The organism is Arthrobacter sp. AQ5-05 (assembly GCF_003287975.1).
GTDB lineage: Bacteria > Actinomycetota > Actinomycetes > Actinomycetales > Micrococcaceae > Paeniglutamicibacter.
The window spans coordinates 1-22,633 of record NZ_QMKQ01000022.1; the positions used below are offsets into that span (position 1 = coordinate 1).

Consider the following 22,633-nt stretch of genomic DNA (forward strand, 5'->3'; position numbering starts at 1 on the left):
CGACGACCACGGGCTCGGCCTGAGTGATCTCTGAGAACCGAACCCGCCATGACTACGAATGATCCGGCAAGCGATGTATGAGGACGGGAAAGATTTATGGTGTCCGGGAACGATCGTTCGCGAGACAATCCTCCGGCTCTTTCGTGGCCCCCGGATTTCCGCAGGCAATTTTGTAACGCTTTCCGTGTACGAGCCAATGTAACGCCAAGCTGGGTTAGTGATACATTTTGGTCATGCGAATCGGATACGGGCGTGTCTCCACACGCGACCAGCACCCCGAAGCCCAACACGACGCCCTGCGCGCGGCCGGCTGCGACCAAGTCTTCCTCGACACCGCTTCGGGGAAACTCGCCCGCCGCCCCGAACTAGACAAGGCACTGCTCTCTGCCAACCGGGCCGGCGACCAGCTCGTTATCACCAAGCTCGACCGGCTCGGGCGGTCGCTGGAAAATCTCATCGAGCTTTCTAAGATGCTGCAGGAGCGTGGCGTGGACCTGGTGGTCCTGGACCAGGGCGTCGACACTTCCACACCCGCCGGGCGGATGTTCTTCCAGATCATCGGCTCAATCGCCGAGTTCGAACACGCGCTGATGTCCGAACGCACCCGCGACGGACTCGCCGCCGCTCGGGCACGGGGACGAACAGGTGGGCAGAAACCAAAGCTCGGTCCGCGTCAGGTCAAACTGGCCCGTGAAATGTATGAGGAAAAGGATGCTGACGGGAAACGGGCCCACACCGTCGAGCAGATTGCCCAGGAATTTGGTGTCACCAGGCCCACCATCTACCGGCATCTGGCCAAACCATGAGCTGCAGGTCTTGCGCATCGCGGTCCTACGACACGTCGGTAGATCGCGGCCTTCCAACTAACAAGGACTTCTGACTGTGGCCCTTCGTTCCCTGCTCACGACTGCCGAACGCGGCCAAGTCCTTGAAATTCCCATCGGCATCGAGGACTTGGCTGCCCACTACACCCTCGGCGAGGCGGACATGTCGCTGGTTCGCCAACGACGAGGAGATGCGAACCGGCTGGGTTTCACCCTCCAGCTGTGTCTGCTGAGGCATCCGGGTATCGCGCTGGCTGAAGACACCGAGGTGCCCATTGAATTGGTTTCCTGGGTCGCGGGCCAGTTGGGCATCGGCGCCGAGGCCTGGGACGAGTACGGCAGACGTGGGGAAACGCGACAGGAACACGGGCGGGAGATTCGCGCGTACCTGGGCATGTCAGCCTTCGGAATCGCGGATTTTCGCCTGCTGGTGGAGCACGTGGGCGGTGTGGCCGCGCAAACGGACCAGGGCATTGTCCTGGTCGAAACCGCGAGGGACTTCCTCCAATCAAGGAAGATCGCCACGCCCGGGGTGGAGATCATTGAAAAGGCCTGCGCGCAGGCTCTGATCCGGGCGAACCGGAGAATCCACGCCATATTGGGCGATAATCTCTCGCCCGGGCACCGAAGCCGTCTGGACGGGTTGTTGCTTCGCCGCCCCGACAGTTCCCTGACCGAGATCGGTTGGCTGAGGCAGGCCCCGCTGCTTCCCAACGCGCGGGCGATGAACGAGCACATCGACCGGCTCACGAGCTGGCGTGCCCTTGACCTGCCCTGGGATGCCGGCAAACTGGTGCACCGGAACAGGTTGCTGAAGCTGGCCCGGGAAGGCGCCTCGATGACCGCGGCAGACCTGGCCAAGTTCGAGCCCGGGCGACGATACGCGACCCTCTTCGCCATGTCCGTGGAAAGCATGGCCACGGTCACCGACGAAATCATCGATCTGCATGACCGAATTATTGGCCGGATCATCCGCACCGCCCGGAACAAGCAAAACCAGAACACCCTGGCCTCCCGTGCAACCGTCGCGGCGATGATGCGCCTGCACTCCAAGCTCGGCGATACCCTGATCGCAGCCAAGGAGAACGGAGAGGATCCCTTCGCTGCGATCGACACGGCCATCGGCTGGGAAGCCTTGACCGAAAGCATCGCCCAAGCCAAAGACCTGACCCGGCCGGCTGTGGAGGACCATCTCGCCCTCGTCAGTGCCCAGTTCACCACGCTGCGCCGCTACACTCCCGCATTCCTTGCGGCCCTTGACCTCCAGGCAGCTCCCGCAGCACAAGACCTGCTGGCCGCCATCAATCTCATCCGCACCATGAACACCTCCGGCGCCCGAAAGGTTCCCGAGAATGCACCCACGTCATTCATTCGTTCTCGGTGGAAACCGCTGGTTTTCACCGAGAACGGTCCAGACCGTGGATTCTACGAGTTCTGTGCCCTGGCAGAACTCAAGAACGCGCTGCGTTCCGGGGACATGTGGGTCACCGGCTCCCGCCAGTTCCGCGACTTCGACGACTATCTTCTTTCCGGTCCCGACTACACGGCCATGAAGAACGCCGGGGACCTGCCTCTGGTCACGACCGCCGGCGGGGAAGAATACCTGAAGGAACGTCTGGCTCTGCTTAGTGAACGACTGCGCCGGGTCAACGAGCTGGCGTCCCGCGGCGAACTGGCGGGGGTGCTGATCACCGGCAGCGGGGTGAAGATCACCCCGCTGGAGACGATCGTCCCCGCACACGCCCAACCCCTGATCGACCAGGCCAGCACCATGTTCCCGCGAATCCGGATCACCGACCTGTTGATGGAAGTCGATGGCTGGACCGGGTTCACCCGCCACTTCACCAATCTCAAGTCTGGCCAACCTTCCAAGGACAAGCAGCTACTGCTCACCGCGATCCTGGCCGACGGAATCAACCTGGGACTGACCAAGATGTCCGAGTCATGCACCGGCGTCACCTATGCCCAATTGGACCGTCACCAGGCGTCCCATATCCGGGACGAAACCTACAGCGCCGCCCTGGCGGAACTGGTCAACACCCAGCACGGGCACCCCTTCGCCGGGCACTGGGGCGATGGAACCACCTCGTCCTCGGACGGGCAGCGTTTCCGTGCCGGAAGCCAGGCAGAATCCACCGGGCACGTGAACCCGAAATACGGGGCCGAGCCCGGACGGATGGTCTATACGCACGTCTCGGACAAGTATTCTCCCTTCCACAGCAAACTCATCAACGTCGGGGAACGCGACGCAACCTACGTCCTGGACGGATTGCTTTATCACGAATCCGACCTGGCCATCCAGGAGCACTACACCGACACCGCCGGGTTCACCGACCACCTCTTCGCCCTCATGCACCTGCTCGGCTATCGGTTCGCGCCCCGGATCCGCAACATCGGCGACACCCGCCTCTACACACCAACCAACGACGCCAAGCTGTCGACGTTGGCGCCGCTGATCGGCGGAACCATCAACACCAAGACCATCACCGCGCACTGGGATGAAATCCTCCGACTGGCCACATCCATCAAGACCGGCACCGTGACCGCCTCCTTGATGATGCGCAAACTCGGCGCCTACCCGCGCCAAAACGGCCTCGCCACAGCGTTGCGGGAGCTGGGAAAACTGGAACGAACGCTCTTCCTACTGGACTGGCTCCAAGATCCCGACTTGCGCCGGAAAGTGACGGCCGGGCTGAACAAGGGAGAGGCCAGGAACACCCTGGCGCGGGCGGTGTTCTTCAACCGGCTCGGGGAGATCCGTGACCGAGCCTTCGAACAGCAGCGCTACCGAGCCTCGGGGCTGAATCTTCTCACCGCGGCCATCGTCCTCTGGAACACCGTCTACCTCGACCGCACCATCGCGACCTTGGACAGGGAAGACAAGGCCCCTGACCCGGAGTTGCTGCGTTTCCTCTCACCCCTGGGGTGGGAACACATCAACCTCACCGGCGACTACACCTGGCCACGCACCAACAAGATCAAACCCGGTAAATACAGGCCGCTGCGGCGTTCGTCTAAGTCCTAGCGTCGGATATTTCACTTTTTCACAAGCCACCCCTTTTAGGGCCTGCTGGGTTCTGCGGACTACCAAGCCTTAGAGTTCGGTGCCGGCGAATCGGACATACCCGGACCTGGACCGAGCGCTACCGGGCACGATCCCCGGGTAAGGAACTAGTCGTTGCTCTGTTGGTGAGACTCTTCGTGATCTTCCGTGCGTGGCAAACCACGATGGCGCACCACCAGCCACTGTGTAATCACGATGATGGTAGCCACGACCACAGTGATGACCACCGTGAACGGATCCGAACGGGCCCGAAGCACGACGAAGGGAACCAGCACGGCGAGATCCAGCACGATAGCCACCCACGGGATCCACTTTTTGGCTTGCACCTCGTTACTCAGGTGACGAATCATTCCCCAGTGGATGCCGAGGTCCATCACCAGATAGAGAATGGCACCCAGAGCAGCGATCTGGGATAAGTCGAAGAATGCTGCCAGCACGATGGCCAGCCCCGCGGTAATGAACAGCGCTTGGTGCCCATTGGTGTTTTTCGATCCTGGGACCTGGCCCATGTCGCGGAGCATGGCATAGAGCTTGGAGACGGAGTACAAACTGGCAACCAGGCCTGACAGTGTGGCGATCACCGCGATGCCCACGGTGAGTGCCATTCCCCAGGATCCGAACATCGGCTCGGCCGCCGCGGCCAAGGCATAGTCCCGGGCTTCGACGATTTGCGGGACGGTGAGGCTGCCGGTGACCGCGATGGTGATCAGTAGGTAGAGCACGGTGCACAGGCTGATGGAAATAATGATCGATCTGCCGACATTGCGCTTGGGTTCACGCACGTCCCCGCCTTGGTTGGTGATAGTGGTGAAGCCCTTGTAGGCCAAAATGCACAGCGCAACCCCGGCGGGAAAGCCCCACCATCCAGACTCGGGAGCGGTGCGGTCGGAAATGGCGAAAAGCCTCCCGAGCGATGAGAAGCCGGCTGCCAGGATCCCCCCGATGGCCAACACGGCAATCCCGATGATCTTGATGGCGGCGGTCACCGTCGCTGAGCCTTCCACCCATTTGTTTCCGACCATGTTCACCAATGCCGCGGCCGCGATGGCGGCGACAGCGAGGACAGGTACCAAGATCGTGGAGTCTTGTAATCCGAAGGGCCGCAACAGGTAGGTGCCGAAGGTTCGGCCCAGCAGGCTTTCGGCCAGAACCATCGAGACAAACATGAACAGGGACAGTGAGCCAGCGACTACGCCCGGACCATACGCGGCCTTGAGCAACATAGCGATCCCGCCGGAGGATGGGTTGGTGGCGGAGTAGCGGATGTAGGAGTAGGAACTGAAACCCACGACCACGGCGCCGGCGAAGAAGGCCCAGGGGACCCATTCACCGGCTAACTCGGCGACTTGTCCTACGAGGGCGAAGATCCCGGCACCGATCATCACGCCGGTACCCAGAGCCACCGAGCCGGTCAGTGATAGTTTTTGTTGTTCCTTCTCACTGGAATGGTTTTTCATGCAACGTTCCTTTCCTGCAGTGGTGCCTCACAAAACCGCAGCGAACGCATCGAAGCGAGTTCTCTTCAAAACCCATGATCATGCCTCCGAAGAAGCGACTTCTTCCAGGCCCCTTTTTGGTTTCGAAAGCCCCAGAAGAATACAACTGATCGGCATGGGATCACAGCCCATACATTGGAGTGGACTTGGAGCACCCAGGCATGTTTGGGTCTAGGGTTTAAATGAGGCAGGTGCTTTCGAGGTACTCCCCCGAAGTATGGTTCCTCGAGGCACCACCCGGGCTTCACGAACATCGATGGCAGGGAAACCTGATCGCAGTCCACAAGAACCCAATTGCAGAACCCTCGAAGCGGATGGTGAATCCCCACAGCGGTTCCAGCTCAGGGGTAGTAACCGCCTTCAGCCCGACGGTACGCAAAAATGGGGCCTCCACCCAGCAATGGATGGAGGCCCCGCACACTAAAAAGTCAACTAGTTGGCCAGTGTGTAGTAACCCATGAGCGGACCGTACGGGCTGTCTGCATCACGAATAACGGTGTCTACAGAAGGATTCTGAGCGCCGATGATCTTTCCACCGCCAATGTAGATTCCAGCGTGACTGCCGCCGTTCTGGTAGACCAGATCGCCGGGCTTGGGGTTGCTGGTCTTCACGAATTTTCCGCTGGTGCGGATGGCGGTGGTGTTGTGGGGCAGGCTGATGCCGGCCTTGCCATAGACGTACTGGATGAATCCGGAGCAGTCCCACCCGGCGGGGGAATCGCCACCCCAGACATACGGCGCTCCCTCAAATTTCAAGGCCATGCTCGCGATACTACCGAGCTTTCCACTGGAGTCGCTCGATTTCGAGGACTTCATGGGCGTAATCGAGTCAGCGACCGGTGCAATAGTTGATTCTTCCGAGGCTTCGGAGTTGGAAGTGGCGTGGGTGTGTCCCGAGCGCGAAGCCACCGGTGCCGGCGCTGCGTGCGTATGTCCGGAGCGCGAAGCCACCGGTGCCGGCGCTGCGTGCGTATGTCCGGAGCGCGAAGCCACCGGAGCCGGCGCTGCGTGCGTATGTCCGGAGCGCGAAGCCACCGGTGCCGGAGCCGAGCTCGAGGTGAAAGCGGCTCGGCTGGCCTTGAAAGTCCCAGCTTCTGGCGCTGATGCCGCTCGCACGTTGTCATTGGCCGGAGCGTAGGCGGGCACAGACAAGGCTCCAGTGGGTACTTGTTGTGCTTGGCTGGGTGCTGCTAGGCCCAGCATGAGGCCGGAGACGGCGGCCAAGACGGCGGCCTGCCGGCCAACTGAGCCTGCGTTGGAGGAAACGGCCTTCGAGATCGCGCCTACGGGGTTGCTACTGGCCGGGGTCGCTCGGTGGCGGGCTTTGCTGTGACGATTGGACATGGTTCTACCTCTCCCTATGCCTGCGAGGTGAGCTGTCGGGTTCGAGTGGGAGTCACTCGGTCTTCCACACCGAAAATCGGTGCAGAGGGCTTAACCCCAAGGGTCCTGACGGACCCGGATGTGGGTCCCCCGCCACTGCCAGCTAATAAGCGAACGGTACCCGGAGTGTTGGCAGTGCTCGGCAATCCACCCGGATATGCCGGGCACATATGAGGCCCGACACGTCAAAAAATTTACAGTAGATCACACCAAATGTCACGTTCTGATGACGGAACTGCATCTTTTAGGTAACGCACGTGGAGGCTGCCTGACTGCAACATGGCTTTTGTGCGCACCGGATAGCTGGAAGATAATACAGTGCGAAATTTGGTCCATGCTGGAACCTGAGGCATTCCCGGAAGTAGGGTGGCCATCGGACAGCCGCACCCCTGGCCAGCATCGGTGTCATCTTTCGAAGTCGCTCCCATTGCGCTTCCCGAATTTTGAGGCTAATTGAGCTGGCTTCTAACATTCAGGTTCTCAGGAGTCACCTGCACCACCCTGCAAGATGCTCCGCCATCATCTTCATTTCCGGTGCACACACAAAGAATTGGGTGCGCAGCTGGCCAAGCATGATTCTGATGCATGGTCAGATGTACCCAATTCCATGCATCGATGTCCCCGGGCATGGTCGATCCACATGGAGTCCCGCCAGCTGTGGGTGCCGTGAAGGCCAACTTCGTAGTCATGTGCGCTGGCTGAATCAACATTTTTCCGATATGCGGAAGTTACCGTTGGCGGCGTAGCCGCAGTACTCGCAGCACGACGACGACACCAAATACGGTCACACCGGTGCGGACCGAGGATGGCGATAGTGGCGCTACCAATGCAACACAAGCCACGGCGCCGATCACTTATAGCTCATTAATATACCGGCGATCAGCGTCTGGTTGGGTGAATGCGGCGATGTTTGCCACCAGGTAGTAGATGAGTACGCCAAAGGATGAAAATCCGATGACGCCACGTAGATCCGCTCTGGCGATAACAGCGTCGATCACGATGCCCAGGCCGAGCCTTCTTGCTTCACCCCGGCACCGGCCCCAGACGCCGATATCGGCCCCCGTGCGCCGTCGCATGCCATCTCGAGCTCAGAGCCGAGATCAATCAAGCAACCGGAATTCCGCAACGGACAGTCGCGGTGGCCACCCAACGGACATATACCCCTATGGGGTACTTGACAATATACCCTCTGGGGGTATTATTGGGCGTATGGCAAACGTTGCACCCCCCACCGATGAACATCTAAACCACGCCTACACCCCCAACAAGGAGGCCCTTCTGAAGCGACTGAGTCGCATCGAAGGGCAGGTGCGCGGGGTAAACCGCATGGTTAACGAAGAAACATACTGCATCGACATCCTCACGCAGATCTCGGCCATCAACGCCGCCCTGCACAAGGTCAGCCTCGGCCTGGTCGAGGACCACATTTCCCACTGTGTCGTCAATGCCGCAACCCAGTCCCTTGAAACCGGCAACCCGTCAATCGTGGCCGAGAAGGTTTCCGAAGTAACAACGGCCATCGGCCGCCTGCTGCGCTAAAAACCACCACACATTCCCCACACCCTGCACGAACCACCTCAGGAGAAGAAAACAGATGAGCAACGAATCAAGCTGTGGATGCGGCGGCTGCGGATGCGCAAGCAACTCCATCAACGAAGGAATCACCATCACCTCACGACCCACGGAGGAAACTATGGGAAATAACGTCACCCTAAAGATCGAGGGCATGACCTGCGGGCACTGCGTCACCTCTGTCACCAAGGAACTCACTACGGTTCCCGGAGTCAGCAACGTCGAGGTCTTCCTCCTAGCCGGCGGCACCTCCACCGCCACACTTAACGCCAGCACACCACTGGAGAACGCCGTTCTCGAAGCGGCCGTCACGGACGCCGGCTTCACGCTGGTTTCTGTAGACGCCTAGTTCTACGGTCGCATTTGTAGGGCGTACCTGCGGGCATTGTAGTGGCAGTGCTGGGCTCGGTGCTGATGTTTTCGGCGCCGGAGGGAACGGCGGGCCATCAGCCAATGTTCGTCGGTTTCGCAGGGCCCGTTGATGCGGGTTCTGTCCCAGGCATAGAGGCGCTCACCCTTGGTGCCGGTACCGGCTGGTGCGGTTGCGCCATGCGCGACGCTCCGGTGAGGCGAAGAGCTGGTTGGTTCGTCCTTCGGCGCCCATGGGGCCGGGGTCATGACTCGCAGGTTCATGGATATAGGCGAGTTGTCATTGCCATGGCTGTCTCCATCTGAAGGATAGAAAAGTCTGGGCGGCTCACAACGATCTCGACTCAGAGGCTTTCATCATCGGGTCCCCACCGGGACATCTGGAACAACGGATCAGATATCGTTCGCCGAAACCGACCGCATCGCGGTCAGGGCTATCGCGCACATATTCTCCCATTGATACCGGCTGTCTTCCAGAAAGAGCCAAAGCCCTCGTAAAAATCAGGGGCCATGGCTCAACGGGGTCCACTGCCCTGAAGACCTTATTAGATCCATGTTGAATAAGGCATCCGTTGCGGGCTCCCGCTTCCGGCCATTATCTCAAAGGTGGTTTCCGTGAAGAATCCCAAGGTCCAAGTACCCATCGCTTTTCCACCGCGCACCAGCAGCGAGGAAACACCTTCGCCGGCCACAACGTCACTGTCGCAACACGATCCTGGAAACGAAACCCCAACCTGTGAACGCTGCGCCTCGTCCGCCTATCTGGTCTATGAGCGCATCACCCTCGTGCTTGATGCCGAACGTATCCAACCGCCTGGTTGGGACCTCGCCTACTGGTGCGGGAAATGTGAATCGTTCTACGGAATGCTAACAACCGTCGCGCCCGGTGATCATAAGGGAATCCGGCTGGCCGCCGAGAACCCGCGCTATGTGCACTACGCGATGCCCAAGCCGAATACCGACACAGGCACCGGCGCAGCACCCTCCATAGTCAATCCTGAACCTCCGAACTCGCCACATGGTGTTAACCGTCGCGTTGGTTGGCGATCTTAGCGTCAGTGTGTTTGGCGATGACCCAACCGTAGAAATGCCCTACCGAGGATTTTCAGCAGGGCATTCATAGTCTTGCTGACGGCACGCTCGTCAGGGATGCCGGGATTTTATTCGCTGTTTTCGGTAACCGATGATTGCGTAGTTTCCTGGTCGACGATTCTCTTATTCCGGCGTAGGTGGCGACCAGTGCCGAAATTGCAAGGTTGCTCATCGCCCGCGGGCATCCACGCGATCCCTGGTGGATGACGGTGACGGCATCCTCGAAGAAAAGGGAATCGGATCGGTCGGCATCACCGCGGATATCGCTGCCACCCCTTGCGCCACGTCCGCTCCGCCGGCGAGGCACAGCAGGCAGATGAAGAAGAAAGCCTGCAACCATTGAGTTTATACCCCCTAGGGGTATAGAGTGCTAACCATATTAGGAAAAGGAGTATGAATCATGAGCACGACCGAATACCAAGTAACAGGGATGAGTTGCGGGCATTGCGAGGGCGCGATCCGCGCTGAGGTCTCTCAGATCCCGGGTGTCACCGACATCGAGGTCAGCGCGTCCACCGGCCACCTGGCCGTGACCTCCGACGAACAGGTCGATGACGCAGCGGTCATCGCTGCAGTCGATGAGGCTGGCTACGAAGCGACCAGGAGCTGAAATGAAGGCACCGGTACGGCTCGGTCTGTACGGGCTGGTCCTCGTGGTCGTGTTCGTCGTGGCTTTTGCCACGGCGGGCGTGGCCGTCCCAGGACAGACGGTGCAGAGCTGGGTAGGGAATACGAAACAGACCGATCACGACGCGGGAGAAGACCAGATGGACACCACGGCGCCCGAGGAAGACGCAGAGGATGTGTCCTCGCTGGGTCTGGCTGTCGCGAAAGATGGCTACCAGCTCACCACTCTGGCTGCTCCTGCCGAGTCCGGTGCGGACGGCAGGCTGTCTCTGTCCATTATCGGCCCGAACGGAAAGCCGGTGACTGACTTCGACCTGGAGCACGAGAAAGAATTTCACCTGTTGACGGTGCGCTCAGACGGGCAGCATTTCCGCCATGTCCACCCCGAAATGGACGCCAATGGCACTTGGTCGATCCCGTGGCAGTGGGACGCGCCCGGTTCCTACCGGGTGATCGCTCACTCCATACCCTCCGAGTCCGGTAAAACCACCACATTATCGTCTTCGGTACAGGTCGCCGGTAACTACGAGCCGGTACCGTCAGAAGCGGCCACCACGGCCACGGTGGACGGCTACGAGCTCAGTGTGGAGGGCGACTTGGTTGCCGGAGAATCGGCCGACCTGAGGGTGTCCGTCTCCCGCGACGGGAAACCGGTTACCGCACTGGAGCCCTATCTGGGCGCCTTCGGACACATGGTGGCCCTGCGCGAAGACGATCTGGCCTACCTGTACGTCAAACCCCATGGTGACCAACCGCAAGCCGGTGAGACATCCGGGCCCGAGATCACGTTCGATGCCAATGCCCCGAGTCCGGGCCGGTACCTGATCTACGTGGACTTCCAGGTAGATGGACAGGTACACACCGCACCGTTCGTGATCGACGCACGCCGCGATGAACGCTCCGGCGAAAACACCGGAGCAGAGCATGAGGAGGGAAGACGGCCATGACCACGACCGAGAACACCACCGGCACCGACAGCGTCGAACTACAGATCGGCGGCATGACTTGCGCCTCCTGCGCGAACCGAATCGAGAAGAAACTCAACAAGCTCGACGGGGTCACCGCGAGCGTCAACTACGCCACGGAGAAGGCCAAAGTCACCGGACCGGCTGGGATGGACCTGCAGATCCTGATCGCCGAGGTGGAGAAGACCGGCTACACCGCCGCGCTGCCCGCCACGCCGAAGGGCTCAGGGGACAACCCGCAGGACGAGGCCGAGTCCGCCGAGGATGCCGAACTGCGTTCGCTACGCCAGCGGCTCATCGGCGCAGCGGTCCTCGCGGTGCCGGTGATCGCGATGGCGATGATCCCCGCGCTTCAGTTCGACTACTGGGGTTTCGCCTCCCTGGTTCTGGCGGCACCCGTGGTGGTGTGGGCCGGATGGCCCTTCCACCGTGCGGCATGGATGAACCTCAAGCACGGTGCGGCCACGATGGACACTCTGATCTCTGTGGGTACCACGGCGGCGATGCTGTGGTCGATCGTTGCGCTGTTCTTCGGCACCGCAGGGCAACCGGGGGTGGTCCACCCGTTCGAGTGGACGATTTCGCGCGGCGACGGGCTCGGAAACATCTACCTTGAGGTCGCCGCCGGGGTGATCACCTTCATTCTCATGGGCCGCTACTTCGAGAAACGTTCCAAACGCACCGCCGGTGCCGCCCTGCGGGCACTGTTGCAGCTCGGTGCGAAGGACGTGGCGATCCTGCGTGATGGCAAGGAGCAGAGAGTACCGATCGAGGAGCTGTCGGTCGGGGACGAATTCGTCATCCGGCCGGGTGAGAAGATCGCGACCGACGGGACGATCACTTCCGGCCGATCAGCGATTGATGCCTCGATGCTCACCGGGGAGTCCGTACCGGTCGAGGTCAGCGAGGGCGATGCGGTCACCGGTGCCACCGTCAATGCCGGTGGCCGTCTCGTGGTGCTCGCCACCCGAGTAGGTTCGGACACACAGTTGGCGCAGATGGCAACGCTGGTTGAGGACGCCCAGTCCGGGAAGGCCGAGATCCAGCGCCTCGCAGACCGCGTGTCCGGGGTGTTCGTGCCAATCGCGATTGCGATCGCCGTGGCCACCCTTGGAGCGTGGATCGGCGCCGGGTTCCCCCTGTCCGCCGGGTTCACCGCCGCGGTGGCCGTGCTGATCATCGCCTGCCCCTGCGCCTTGGGCCTGGCCACACCCACAGCACTGCTCGTGGGAACCGGCCGAGGCGCGCAGATGGGCGTGCTGATCAAGGGCCCCGAAGTCCTCGAATCCACCAAGCGCATCGACACGATCCTGCTGGATAAGACCGGCACGGTGACCACCGGGAAGATGACGCTGACCGACGTGATCCTCGCAGAGGGCGTGGATCGGGCCGAACTGCTGCGCCTGGCCGGTGCACTGGAGGATGCATCCGAACACCCTATTGCCCAGGCCATCGCCGCAGGAGCTACCGCCGAAATCGGGGACCTCCCCACAGCAGAAACATTTGAGAACATCGAAGGTAAGGGCGTGCAGGGCATTGTCGAGGGGCACGCGGTGCTCGCCGGTCGTGAGTCGCTGCTGAGCGATTGGTCCCAGCAACTCGATGAGGGGCTGCGCGCAGCGAAGCAGACTGCCGAGAACCAGGGCAAGACCGCGATCGCCGTCGGCTGGGACGGACAGGCTCGTGGCGTGTTGGTGGTCTCCGACCAGGTCAAGCCCACCAGCGCGCAAGCTGTCTCGCAGTTCAAGGAATTGGGGTTGACCCCGGTGCTGCTCACCGGTGACAACCAGGCTGTGGCCGAGCAAGTCGCCGCCGAGGTCGGCATTGAGCAGGTCATCGCAGAAGTACTGCCTCGGGACAAGATCGATGTCGTCACCCGTCTACAGGGCGAGGGCAAGATCGTGGCTATGGTCGGCGACGGCGTCAACGACGCTCCGGCCCTGGCTCAGGCCGACCTGGGCTTGGCGATGGGCACCGGCACCGATGTGGCCATCGAAGCCGCCGACATCACCTTGGTCCGTGGTGACCTGAGGGCCGCTGCGGATGCGATCCGGCTCTCCCGCCGAACACTGGGAACAATCAAGATGAACCTGTTCTGGGCCTTCGCCTACAACGCTGCGGCGATTCCGCTAGCCGCCCTCGGGCTTCTGAATCCGATGCTTGCCGGGGCCGCAATGGCGCTGTCGTCCGTGTTCGTTGTCTCCAACAGCCTGCGCCTGCGCACCTTCAAGGCCCGCGTCGACGCCAAGGCATCCGAACCTGCCGATTCAGGGACCGTCCGTGAACCGGCACACGCATGATCGCCATCAACAGCTCAACGAAGAAGGAACACATCATGACTACACATAACAACCACAACGACCAGAGCATGAGTGCTTCGGCAGGCTGCTGCGGCCACACGCCCCAGTCCGAGGACACGACGAACGCACGTGCCGAAGACGTAACAGAGTGCCCGGTGATGGTCGGCACCCCGGTGAGCAAGGCCCAGGCAGAGGAAGCGGGCCTCTACCGGGACTACCAGGGCCAGCGATACTGGCTGTGCTGCAACTCCTGCGGGCCCCTGTTCGATGCTGACCCCGAACTCTACGCACCCGCGTAGCACCGGCCGCCAGGATCCTCTCTTGCCGGGCTCACTCCCAAGGTAGGCACGCGGGGCGATCGTCCCACTACAGAACATCCCGTATCGGGGTATCAGAAAGAGAAGGTGAGTATGCGAAACAAGCACGAGCACGCCGCAGAAACGGATGCTTCGGACCATTCCTCAGGGCACATCCATGCGCCCGAGGCCGGCCCCCCGGAGGGTGAGCCACACACAGCCCACCAGGGCGGGGAGATGGGCAACCAAGGACACGAGGGGCACGGTGGTCATGAGGGTCATGAGGGTCATGAGGGTCATGGTGACCACGTCGGTCAGTTCCGGCGCCTCTTTTGGATCATGCTGGTCCTTGCCTTCCCGGTGGTGGGTTTTAGCGAGATGTTCGCTGACCTGGTTGGGTACCAGTTGCCCGACGCCGCGTGGATTGGCTGGGTTTCCCCCATCCTCGGCACTCTCATGTACTTCTGGGGTGGCCAGCCCTTCCTGAGCGGGGCGGTCTCCGAGTTGCGCTCGCGCAAACCGGGGATGATGCTGCTCATTGGATTGGCCATCACCGTGGCGTTCGTTGCCTCCATGGGCGCGAGCCTGGGGCTGCTCGATCACGAGTTGGACTTCTGGTGGGAGCTCGCCCTGCTGGTGGTGATCATGCTGTTGGGGCACTGGATTGAGATGAAGTCCCTGGCCCAGACCACCTCGGCCTTGGATTCCTTGGCCGCCCTGTTGCCCGACGAGGCGGAGAAAATCCAGGGAGATGAAGTAATCACGGTTTCTCCGGCGGATTTGGTGGTCGGTGACGTGGTTATCGTTCGGCCAGGCGCCGCCGTACCTGCCGATGGCAAGATCGTCGATGGCTCTGCCAGCATGGATGAATCAATGGTCACCGGCGAGTCCAAAACGGTGCGCCGCCAGACCGGCGCGCAGGTGGTCGCAGGGACCGTGGCCACGGATTCCGGGCTGCGGGTGGAAGTTACCGCGATCGGCGAAGACACCGCGCTGGCTGGCATCCAGAAGCTTGTCGCAGATGCCCAGGCATCCACCTCCCGCGCCCAGCGGATCGCCGACACTGCCGCTGCATGGCTCTTCTGGTTCGCTTTGGGAGCCGCCGCGATCACCGCCGTGGTGTGGTCGTTCCTTGGGCTACCGGACTTCGCCGTGGTGCGAACTATCACGGTGCTGGTCATTGCCTGCCCGCACGCATTGGGCCTGGCCATTCCGCTGGTGGTCTCCATTGCCACCGAACGCGCCGCCCGCGGCGGGGTCCTGATCAAGGACCGTCTAGCACTGGAATCGATGCGCACTGTCGACGCAGTCCTGTTCGATAAGACCGGTACCCTGACCAAGGGCGAGCCCACGGTCACCGCGATTGAACCCGTCGACGGGCGCGATGGCGATGCGATCTTGGCCTTGGCCGCGGCAGCCGAGGCCGATAGCGAGCACCCGCTCGCCAAGGCCATTGTCGGCGCTGCCAGGACCCGCAACCTGGAGCGGTCCAACGCCACCGATTTCTCGTCATCCCCCGCGGTGGGTGTCAAGGCCACCGTGGACGGCGTGGTGGTTGAGGTCGGCGGTCCCTACCTGCTGGAGAAGCACGAAGTGGGAGAGATGTCCATCGCCGATGCGTGGCGTGCCCAAGGCGCCATCATTTTGCATGTCCTCGCCGATGGGGTGGTGATCGGCGCGTTGCGGCTGGCCGATGAAATCCGCTCTGAGTCACGAGATGCCATCGATGCCTTGCACGCCGCAGGTGTGCAAGTGGTGATGATCACCGGCGACGCCGAGGCCGTCGCCAACACGGTCGGCGCTGAATTGGGCATCGACCGCGTCTTCGCCGGGGTTCGGCCCGAAGACAAGGCCGCCAAGATCGCCGAACTCCAAGCGGAGGGACTCAAGGTGGCCATGGTCGGTGACGGCGTCAATGACGCACCGGCCCTCGCCCGGGCCGATGTGGGTATTGCGATCGGTGCAGGTACGGACGTCGCGATCGGTTCAGCCGGTGTGATCCTGGCCAGCTCGGATCCTCGTTCGGTGCTCTCGGTCATCGATCTTTCGCGTGCTTCGTACCGGAAGATGAAGCAGAACCTGTGGTGGGCTGCGGGCTATAACCTGTTTGCTGTCCCACTGGCAGCAGGCGTTCTGGCGCCGATAGGGTTCGTGCTGCCTATGAGCATCGGTGCGATTCTCATGTCGGTCTCCACCATCGTGGTGGCGCTCAACGCCCAGTTGCTGCGCCGCCTTGAGCTGAGTCCAGCCCACAGTACAGCGAAGTTCCTGGACCGTCATCCCGTCGAGAAGTCGACGGCAGTTTCCCACAGCTGACTTACACATTTCACGAGACAGGAACAGAAGCGATGGACAGCAGAATACGGCCGCCAACCGCACCGAAAACCACGGCAAACCGTGGCATCCACCGCATGATCGACGAGGACATCTACTGCATCGATATCCTCACCCAGATCGGCGCCCCTGACTTCTGCCTTGGAGGACCTCGCTCTTGGCCTCTTGGACGACCACGTCAGGCACTGTGTCCTCGACGAGAGGATCAGCGAGGCTTCACAAGCGATCACCCGACTCGTCAAGCCATGAGGAGGGGAACCCAGGGGAAGCACCACAGGCACGATTCTAAGAACATTTTTCGGACCCGTCACCAACGCTCTAATCTCTAAATCCGGGGCCTCGGTGCAGGTCCCACCTCAATCAGGCTGCGCTGACGGACTGCCCGAACCGTCAGTGCTTGCCCGCATGGCGCAGCCTCGTCCGGGGCTTTCGCCGGCGGGCGACCATTGAAGCACACCCTGGCACGAGTCGGTTCGTGCCATCCAAGTCCAAGGAGAAGCCAATGACATCCGCGAGAATCCCTCAAATGCACGCAGCTGCGCAAGGACCGCTTGACCGCCAGGAACTGGCCCGCCTCGATGCCTGGTGGCGCGCGGCAAACTACCTCTCCGTGGGACAGATCTACCTGCTGGAGAACCCTTTGTTGCGTGAACCGCTGACCTTGGAGCACGTCAAGCCTCGGTTGCTGGGTCACTGGGGAACTACGCCTGGGCTAAATTTGATCTACACGCACCTGAACCGGGTGATCAAGTCCCGTGATTTGAACGCAATATATGTGACGGGGCCGGGCCACGGCGGTCCTGGGCTGGTCGCCAATGCCTATCTTGACGGGACCTACAGCGAAGTCTATCCAAAGGTCGGACGAGACACCCAGGGGATCGGGCACTTGTTCCGCCAGTTCTCCTTTCCGGGCGGCATCCCCAGCCACGTGGCTCCGGAGACCCCGGGATCCATTCATGAAGGAGGTGAACTCGGCTATTCGCTGATGCATGCCTATGGGGCGGCATTTGACAACCCTGATCTGCTCGTCGCCTGCGTCATCGGAGACGGGGAAGCCGAGACGGGACCACTAGCGGCGAGCTGGCATTCCAATAAGTTCTTGGACCCCGTCCATGACGGGGCCGTACTGCCGATATTGCACCTGAACGGTTACAAGATCGCCAACCCCACGGTGCTGGCCCGCATCCCCGATGAGGAGCTGATCAGCCTGATGGAAGGCTACGGGCACCGGCCCTACCTAGTCGAGGGCGACGACCCCGAGGCAGTGCACCAGCAGTTGGCATCCGTCATGGACGATGTAATGACGGAGATTCACAGGATCCAGCGTGACGCCCGGGATGGGACGACCACGCAGCGTCCGTGTTGGCCGATGATTGTGCTGCGCACCCCCAAGGGCTGGACCGGGCCAAAGGAGGTCGACGGGTTGCCTACCGAAAACACCTGGCGGTCCCACCAGGTACCGTTGTCAGGCCTGAGGGAGAACCCCGGGCATCTGAGCCAACTCGAGGCATGGTTGCGATCCTACCGACCAGAGGAACTCTTCGATGAGAACGGGGCGTTGCGGCCCGAGGTATCTGCACTGGCACCCGAAGGGCTTAGCAGGATGAGCGCAAATCCAGTCGCCAACGGAGGGACAGTGCTCGAACCCCTGCGCCTGCCAGACTACCGCGACTACGCCGTTGCAATCGAATCTCCGGGCACCACAATTTCCGAGGCGACCCGTGTGCTGGGCGCTTACCTACGCGACGTCATCCGGGACAACCCCTCGACCTTTCGCCTGATGGGACCGGACGAGACCCTGAGCAATCGCCTTGGTGCCGTATTCGAGACCACCGATCGCGTGTGGCAAGGTAGCCGGCTACCGACGGACGAGCACCTGGCTACCTCCGGCCGGGTCATGGAAGTCCTCTCCGAGCACCTGTGCCAAGGTTGGCTCGAAGGCTATCTGCTCACCGGTCGCCACGGAATGTTCTCCTGTTACGAAGCATTCATCCACATCATCGACTCAATGGTGAATCAGCACGCCAAGTGGCTCAAGGTCGCTGGCGAAATTCCTTGGCGGCGTCCAATAGCCTCGCTGAACTACTTGCTGACCTCTCATGTCTGGCGCCAAGACCACAACGGCTTCTCACATCAGGACCCGGGATTCATAGACCATCTGGTCAACAAGAAGGCCGAAATCGTCCGGGTGTACCTTCCCCCGGATGCCAACACGCTGCTATCGGTCGCCGATCACTGCCTGCGCAGCCGCAACTACATCAACCTCATCGTCGCCGGCAAGCAACCGGCCCTGTCCTACCTGACAATCGATGAGGCTGCCCTGCATTGCCAGCGCGGTTTGGGCATCTGGGAATGGGCAGGCAATGAAACCGCTGCCACCGGTTCCGGGACGCACGACGCCCAGAGACTCCCCGATGTGGTGATGGCCTGCGCCGGGGACATCCCGACCCTTGAAACCCTCGCGGCCGTGGACCTGCTGCGTCGGTACCTGCCGGAATTGTGCGTAAGGGTTGTCAACGTGGTTGACCTCATGCGGCTGCAACCGGCCTCCGAGCACCCGCACGGGCTTCCGGAGGCCGAGTTCGACGCCGTCTTCACCTCCGACCGGCCGGTGATCTTCGCTTACCATGGCTACCCGGCGCTGATCCACCGCTTGGCCTACAGCAGGACCAACCACATGAACTTCCACGTGCGCGGTTTCCGCGAGGAGGGCACCACGACCACACCGTTCGATATTGTCATGCTCAACGATCTGGATCGGTTCCACCTGGTGATGGACGTCATCGACCGGGTGCCGGGTCTAGCCGAGAGGGCGGCCGGGTTGCGCCAGCGGATGGTCGATGAACGTATCCGCGCGCGCGCCTGGACACGGGCTCATGGCGAGGATGATCCCGCGATCACCAACTGGATCTGGCCCCACGCGCAACCCGGGACCGCCGAGGAGCTTTGATGGGCTTGGATAACTTGTGGATGGCGACGGGTGCGGATGCTGACACGGTTGCCGGCACGATCTCCGGGTATGCCGCGGTCATCTTCGACATGGACGGGGTCATCACCGACACCACCGGGGTGCATGCCGCGGCGTGGAAATCGCTTTTTGATGAACTGCTCCCCCGGTTCGGCGACGGGCAGGAACCCTTCGACGCCGAAGGCGACTATCGCGCCTTCGTTGACGGGCGGCCCCGCGAAGACGGAGTGAGGACCTTCCTGGCATCACGCGGGATCACCCTTCCAGAGGGAAGCGACGGGGACGGGCCCGAACGCCTTAGTATCAATGGGCTGGCCGCCCGCAAGCAAGGCTTCGTGGACGCAGAGATGGCCGCACACGGAGTGAAGGCGTTCCCCGACGCGGTGGAGCTGCTGCGTACGCTGGCTGTGGGCCAGGTTCCCGTGGCACTGGTGACTTCCAGCCGCAACAGCGAAGCGGTCCTTGACGCCGCCGGAATCACGGGGCTGTTCCCCATCCGCGTGGACGGAAACGATGCGCTCCGCCTGGGCCTTGAGGGCAAACCGGACGCGGCCATGTTTCTCGAAGCGGCCCGTCGCCTGAAGGTGGCGCCGTCCGAGGCAGCCGTGATCGAGGACGCTGCCGTCGGGGTCAAGGCGGCGGCCGGCGGCCGGTTCGGCCTGGTGGTGGGTGTGGACCGCAACGGCAACGGGGCCCAGCTGGCATCGGCGGGGGCGGACATAGTTGTCCGACATCTGGCCAACCTGCAGCAGGGGCTTCCGGATTCTGCCTTTGACGGACCTGAATCCTGGTGCGCTGGTGCAACAACCGGGACCAACGAGGACTGGAACCTTGTCTATGACCGGTTTGATCCGGCGCAGGAAGGAACCAGGGAGGCGCTGTGCACCATGGGCAACGGGTACTGGGCGACCCGCGGCGCGGTGCCCGGAAGCACCGCCGATGGCATCCACTACCCGGGCACCTATCTGGCCGGGGTCTATAACCGGCTGCGCACCGATCTCAACGGTCGGAGCGTCGAAACCGAACACTTGGTCAACGCCCCCGACTGGGCCTTTATGACTATCCAGCCCGGGGAAGGTCCCCTGCTGTTTCCCGGTTCAGCACACATGCTCAGCCATCACCAAGACCTGGACCTGCGCCGCGGCGTGCTCAGTCGCACCAACCGCTATCGCGATTCATCCGGCCGGACCACCAGGGTCACCTCCCGGCAGTTCCAGTCCCTGGCCGAACCGCACTTGGCAGCCATGGAAATCACCCTCGAGGCCGAGGATTGGTCGGGCGCGCTGACCGTTTGCTCCGCCGTGAACGGTGCCGTGGCGAACCGCAACGTGGCAGCCGATCTTGCCCTCAGCGGTGAGCACCTGGTCATGTCCGGATCCACGGCAGTGGATGAAGAAACGGTCATCCATGAAGCAACCACCAATCAATCGGGGATCGAGATAGCCACCGTTCTGCGTACGCGTGTCATAGGTGACCCCGATGTCCTGGGCCACGAAGTAATCAAGACCGAGACCTTGGTCGGACACGAAATCATTCTCCAGCTGCAACCCGGAACCCCCGTGAGCATCGAGAAAGCCGCCACCGTGGCAACCTCCCGGGACCGCGCCATCTCCACGGCTGGTCTGGACGCCAAAAACAGGATCCTCCAGGTTCCAGCGTTCTCTGACTCGCTGGTCGCCCATGAGCAGGCTTGGGAAGATCTCTGGAATGAGTTCGGTATCCAACTGCAGGCTGGTTCCCGGCAGTCGCTGGCCCTGAACCTGCACATTTTCCACGTGTTGCAAAGTGTCGCCGCGGCCGATCCGGACCTGGATGCGGGCATGCCGGCACGGGGATTGCACGGGGAAGGCTACCGCGGCCACGTCTTCTGGGACGAGCTGTTCATTCATCCGATGCTGACCCTGCGCCGGCCCGAGCTGACCCGGGCATTCCTTCTCTACCGCTACCGCCGGCTCGATGCGGCCAGGGCCGCTGCCCGCACCGAAGGACTGGACGGAGCCATGTTCCCTTGGCAATCGGGCAGTGACGGCCGTGAAGAAACCCCCGACGAATTGTTCAACCCGCACAGCGGACAATGGATGCCGGATAACTCCCATCGGCAACGGCATGTTGGCTTGGCCGTCGCCTACAGTCTCTGGCAGTACTACCAGTCCACCGCGGACACCGGTTTCCTCATCGACTACGGAGCCGAGATTCTTGTGGAGGTGGCCAGGCTGTTCACTTCACTGGCCATCCATGATCCTGCCAGTGATCGCTTCGACATTACCGGGGTGATGGGCCCGGATGAATACCACGACGGGCTGCCCGATGCCCCGGGGCAGGGGTTGCGCAACAACGCCTACACCAACGTCATGGCCTCCTGGGTTCTGGCCAGGGCCGTGGAGACCATTGAGCTATTGGGTGAGCACCATTGTGGTGGGCTCTGGCACCGGCTCGGCATGGAACCGGAGGAACTTTCCCGGTGGAAACGGATCAGCAGCCGGCTGCGCATTCATTTCCACGCTGACGGGGTCCTCAGCCAGTTCGACGGCTACGAGCACCTCGAGGAATTCGACTGGGACGCATATCGAGGCAAATATGGGAACATCGGGCGGCTGGATTTGATCCTGCAGGCCGAGGGCGACTCGACGAATCGATACAAGCTCTCCAAGCAGGCCGATGTCCTGATGCTGTTCTATTTGTTTTCGGCCGAAGAATTACGCGGTATTCTCGTCCGCCTCGGGTACGCGCTGCCACCGGAGATCATCCCGGCAACCATCCGGTACTACCTGGACCGTACCAGCCACGGATCGACCCTGAGCAAACTCGTACATAGCTGGGTGCTGGCCCGGACCAACAGGGGCCGTTCCTGGGCGCTCTTTGAGCAGGCGCTGGAGGCGGACCTGTCAGATACCCAGGGCGGGACCACCCGCGAAGGCATCCACCTCGGCGCCATGGCCGGCACTGCCGACATGGTGATCCGCTGCTATGCCGGGGCGGAAACCCGGAAGGACGCCCTCTGGCTGCACCCGGTTCTTCCCGCCGAACTAGCCGGGGCATCTTTCTGGCTGCGCTACCGGGGACAACCGATCAGCATCTCGCTGACCCAGCAGAGGGCCAGGTTGGAACTACACCGTTGCTCCACCGGACCAGTCCGCATCCGCCTGGACGGCGTCGAGAGAACGCTGAAACCAGGTGAGGTCTGGGACGTGGCCCTGCCTCACGCGGACGGACACGGACCCTTTAACGATCTCCTCGAAGATGGCATGATCAAGAAGGAATGATGCTGTCTCACAAGGCCGTGCCCAACGCCACGCAGAACCCAGTGCAAGGTCTTTGAGGTCTTGACCAGCAGCGGTCGCTG

Annotated in this window: 14 protein-coding genes, 1 pseudogene and 1 riboswitch; of the genes and pseudogenes, 13 read left to right on the top strand and 2 right to left on the bottom strand. The window is 61.8% G+C overall.

All coding sequences use genetic code 11. The features are described from left to right. The first annotated feature begins 233 nt into the window (after positions 1-233). Together DQ353_RS16105 and DQ353_RS16110 are read left to right on the top strand one after the other, a co-directional pair. Positions 234-806 (top strand): recombinase family protein, encoded by a 573-nt coding sequence (locus DQ353_RS16105; protein WP_113764038.1) that lies wholly within the window; start codon positions 234-236, stop codon positions 804-806. Positions 807-882: 76 nt separating this feature from the next. Beyond that, positions 883-3,849, top strand: coding sequence for a Tn3 family transposase (locus DQ353_RS16110; RefSeq protein ID WP_113764041.1), 2,967 nt, complete (start codon positions 883-885; stop codon positions 3,847-3,849). Positions 3,850-3,995: 146 nt separating this feature from the next. Here the strand turns inward: DQ353_RS16110 and DQ353_RS16115 are convergent, their stop codons facing one another. Both DQ353_RS16115 and DQ353_RS21780 read right to left on the bottom strand, forming a co-directional pair. Then, the gene (locus tag DQ353_RS16115) at positions 3,996-5,345 is read right to left on the bottom strand and encodes an APC family permease (protein WP_113764043.1); all 1,350 of its coding nucleotides are present in this window, start codon (positions 5,343-5,345) and stop codon (positions 3,996-3,998) included. 471 nt (positions 5,346-5,816) lie between these two features. Further along, positions 5,817-6,146 (bottom strand): C40 family peptidase, encoded by a 330-nt coding sequence (locus DQ353_RS21780; RefSeq protein ID WP_181578443.1) that lies wholly within the window; start codon positions 6,144-6,146, stop codon positions 5,817-5,819. A gap of 585 nt (positions 6,147-6,731) precedes the next feature. Next, positions 6,732-6,897: riboswitch (cyclic di-AMP (ydaO/yuaA leader) on the bottom strand. 1,079 nt (positions 6,898-7,976) lie between these two features. Here DQ353_RS21780 and DQ353_RS16125 point away from each other — a divergent pair. From DQ353_RS16125 to DQ353_RS16170, 11 genes and pseudogenes are all read left to right on the top strand, one after another. Then, complete coding sequence (locus tag DQ353_RS16125; protein WP_113764047.1) at positions 7,977-8,306, top strand: metal-sensitive transcriptional regulator; 330 nt, start codon at positions 7,977-7,979, stop codon at positions 8,304-8,306. A gap of 154 nt (positions 8,307-8,460) precedes the next feature. After that, entirely contained in the window at positions 8,461-8,688 is a 228-nt protein-coding gene (locus tag DQ353_RS16130; RefSeq protein ID WP_286166860.1) for a heavy-metal-associated domain-containing protein, read from the top strand. Between the two features lie 635 nt (positions 8,689-9,323). Continuing rightward, entirely contained in the window at positions 9,324-9,761 is a 438-nt protein-coding gene (locus tag DQ353_RS21370) for a hypothetical protein (RefSeq protein ID WP_146755278.1), read from the top strand. A 439-nt stretch (positions 9,762-10,200) separates the two neighbouring features. After that, positions 10,201-10,410 carry a heavy-metal-associated domain-containing protein gene (locus tag DQ353_RS16135; protein WP_181578444.1) on the top strand — a complete coding sequence of 70 codons (210 nt, stop codon included), beginning with the start codon at positions 10,201-10,203 and terminating at the stop codon, positions 10,408-10,410. Between the two features lies 1 nt (position 10,411). After that, positions 10,412-11,374 carry a DUF8832 domain-containing protein gene (locus DQ353_RS16140; RefSeq protein WP_113764053.1) on the top strand — a complete coding sequence of 321 codons (963 nt, stop codon included), beginning with the start codon at positions 10,412-10,414 and terminating at the stop codon, positions 11,372-11,374. Next, positions 11,371-13,692 carry a heavy metal translocating P-type ATPase gene (locus tag DQ353_RS16145; RefSeq protein ID WP_113764055.1) on the top strand — a complete coding sequence of 774 codons (2,322 nt, stop codon included), beginning with the start codon at positions 11,371-11,373 and terminating at the stop codon, positions 13,690-13,692. The genes DQ353_RS16140 and DQ353_RS16145 overlap by 4 nt, the downstream gene beginning before the upstream one ends. Before the next feature lie 35 nt (positions 13,693-13,727). Further along, a complete protein-coding gene (locus tag DQ353_RS16150; protein ID WP_113764057.1) occupies positions 13,728-13,991 on the top strand; it encodes a YHS domain-containing protein in 264 nt (87 codons plus the stop codon). 111 nt (positions 13,992-14,102) lie between these two features. Then, positions 14,103-16,304 (top strand): heavy metal translocating P-type ATPase, encoded by a 2,202-nt coding sequence (locus DQ353_RS16155; protein ID WP_181578446.1) that lies wholly within the window; start codon positions 14,103-14,105, stop codon positions 16,302-16,304. Positions 16,305-16,384: 80 nt separating this feature from the next. Continuing rightward, positions 16,385-16,571, top strand: a pseudogene (locus tag DQ353_RS16160) (metal-sensitive transcriptional regulator); the annotation flags it as partial. 253 nt (positions 16,572-16,824) lie between these two features. Continuing rightward, the gene (locus DQ353_RS16165) at positions 16,825-19,272 is read left to right on the top strand and encodes a phosphoketolase family protein (protein ID WP_113764061.1); all 2,448 of its coding nucleotides are present in this window, start codon (positions 16,825-16,827) and stop codon (positions 19,270-19,272) included. Then, a complete protein-coding gene (locus tag DQ353_RS16170) occupies positions 19,272-22,553 on the top strand; it encodes an HAD-IA family hydrolase (protein ID WP_113764063.1) in 3,282 nt (1,093 codons plus the stop codon). The genes DQ353_RS16165 and DQ353_RS16170 overlap by 1 nt, the downstream gene beginning before the upstream one ends. The last annotated feature ends 80 nt before the right edge of the window (positions 22,554-22,633 follow it).

Excerpts from the sequence above, each read along its gene's own strand:
- DQ353_RS16105 (WP_113764038.1), top strand. The coding sequence starts at position 234 with ATGCGAATCGGATACGGGCGTGTCTCCACACGCGACCAGCACCCCGAA.
- DQ353_RS16115 (WP_113764043.1), bottom strand. The coding sequence starts at position 5,345 with ATGAAAAACCATTCCAGTGAGAAGGAACAACAAAAACTATCACTGACC.
- DQ353_RS21780 (WP_181578443.1), bottom strand. The coding sequence starts at position 6,146 with ATGGCCTTGAAATTTGAGGGAGCGCCGTATGTCTGGGGTGGCGATTCC.
- DQ353_RS16125 (WP_113764047.1), top strand. The coding sequence starts at position 7,977 with ATGGCAAACGTTGCACCCCCCACCGATGAACATCTAAACCACGCCTAC.
- DQ353_RS16130 (WP_286166860.1), top strand. The coding sequence starts at position 8,461 with ATGGGAAATAACGTCACCCTAAAGATCGAGGGCATGACCTGCGGGCAC.
- DQ353_RS16135 (WP_181578444.1), top strand. The coding sequence starts at position 10,201 with ATGAGCACGACCGAATACCAAGTAACAGGGATGAGTTGCGGGCATTGC.
- DQ353_RS16140 (WP_113764053.1), top strand. The coding sequence starts at position 10,412 with ATGAAGGCACCGGTACGGCTCGGTCTGTACGGGCTGGTCCTCGTGGTC.
- DQ353_RS16145 (WP_113764055.1), top strand. The coding sequence starts at position 11,371 with ATGACCACGACCGAGAACACCACCGGCACCGACAGCGTCGAACTACAG.
- DQ353_RS16150 (WP_113764057.1), top strand. The coding sequence starts at position 13,728 with ATGACTACACATAACAACCACAACGACCAGAGCATGAGTGCTTCGGCA.
- DQ353_RS16155 (WP_181578446.1), top strand. The coding sequence starts at position 14,103 with ATGCGAAACAAGCACGAGCACGCCGCAGAAACGGATGCTTCGGACCAT.
- DQ353_RS16165 (WP_113764061.1), top strand. The coding sequence starts at position 16,825 with ATGACATCCGCGAGAATCCCTCAAATGCACGCAGCTGCGCAAGGACCG.
- DQ353_RS16170 (WP_113764063.1), top strand. The coding sequence starts at position 19,272 with ATGGGCTTGGATAACTTGTGGATGGCGACGGGTGCGGATGCTGACACG.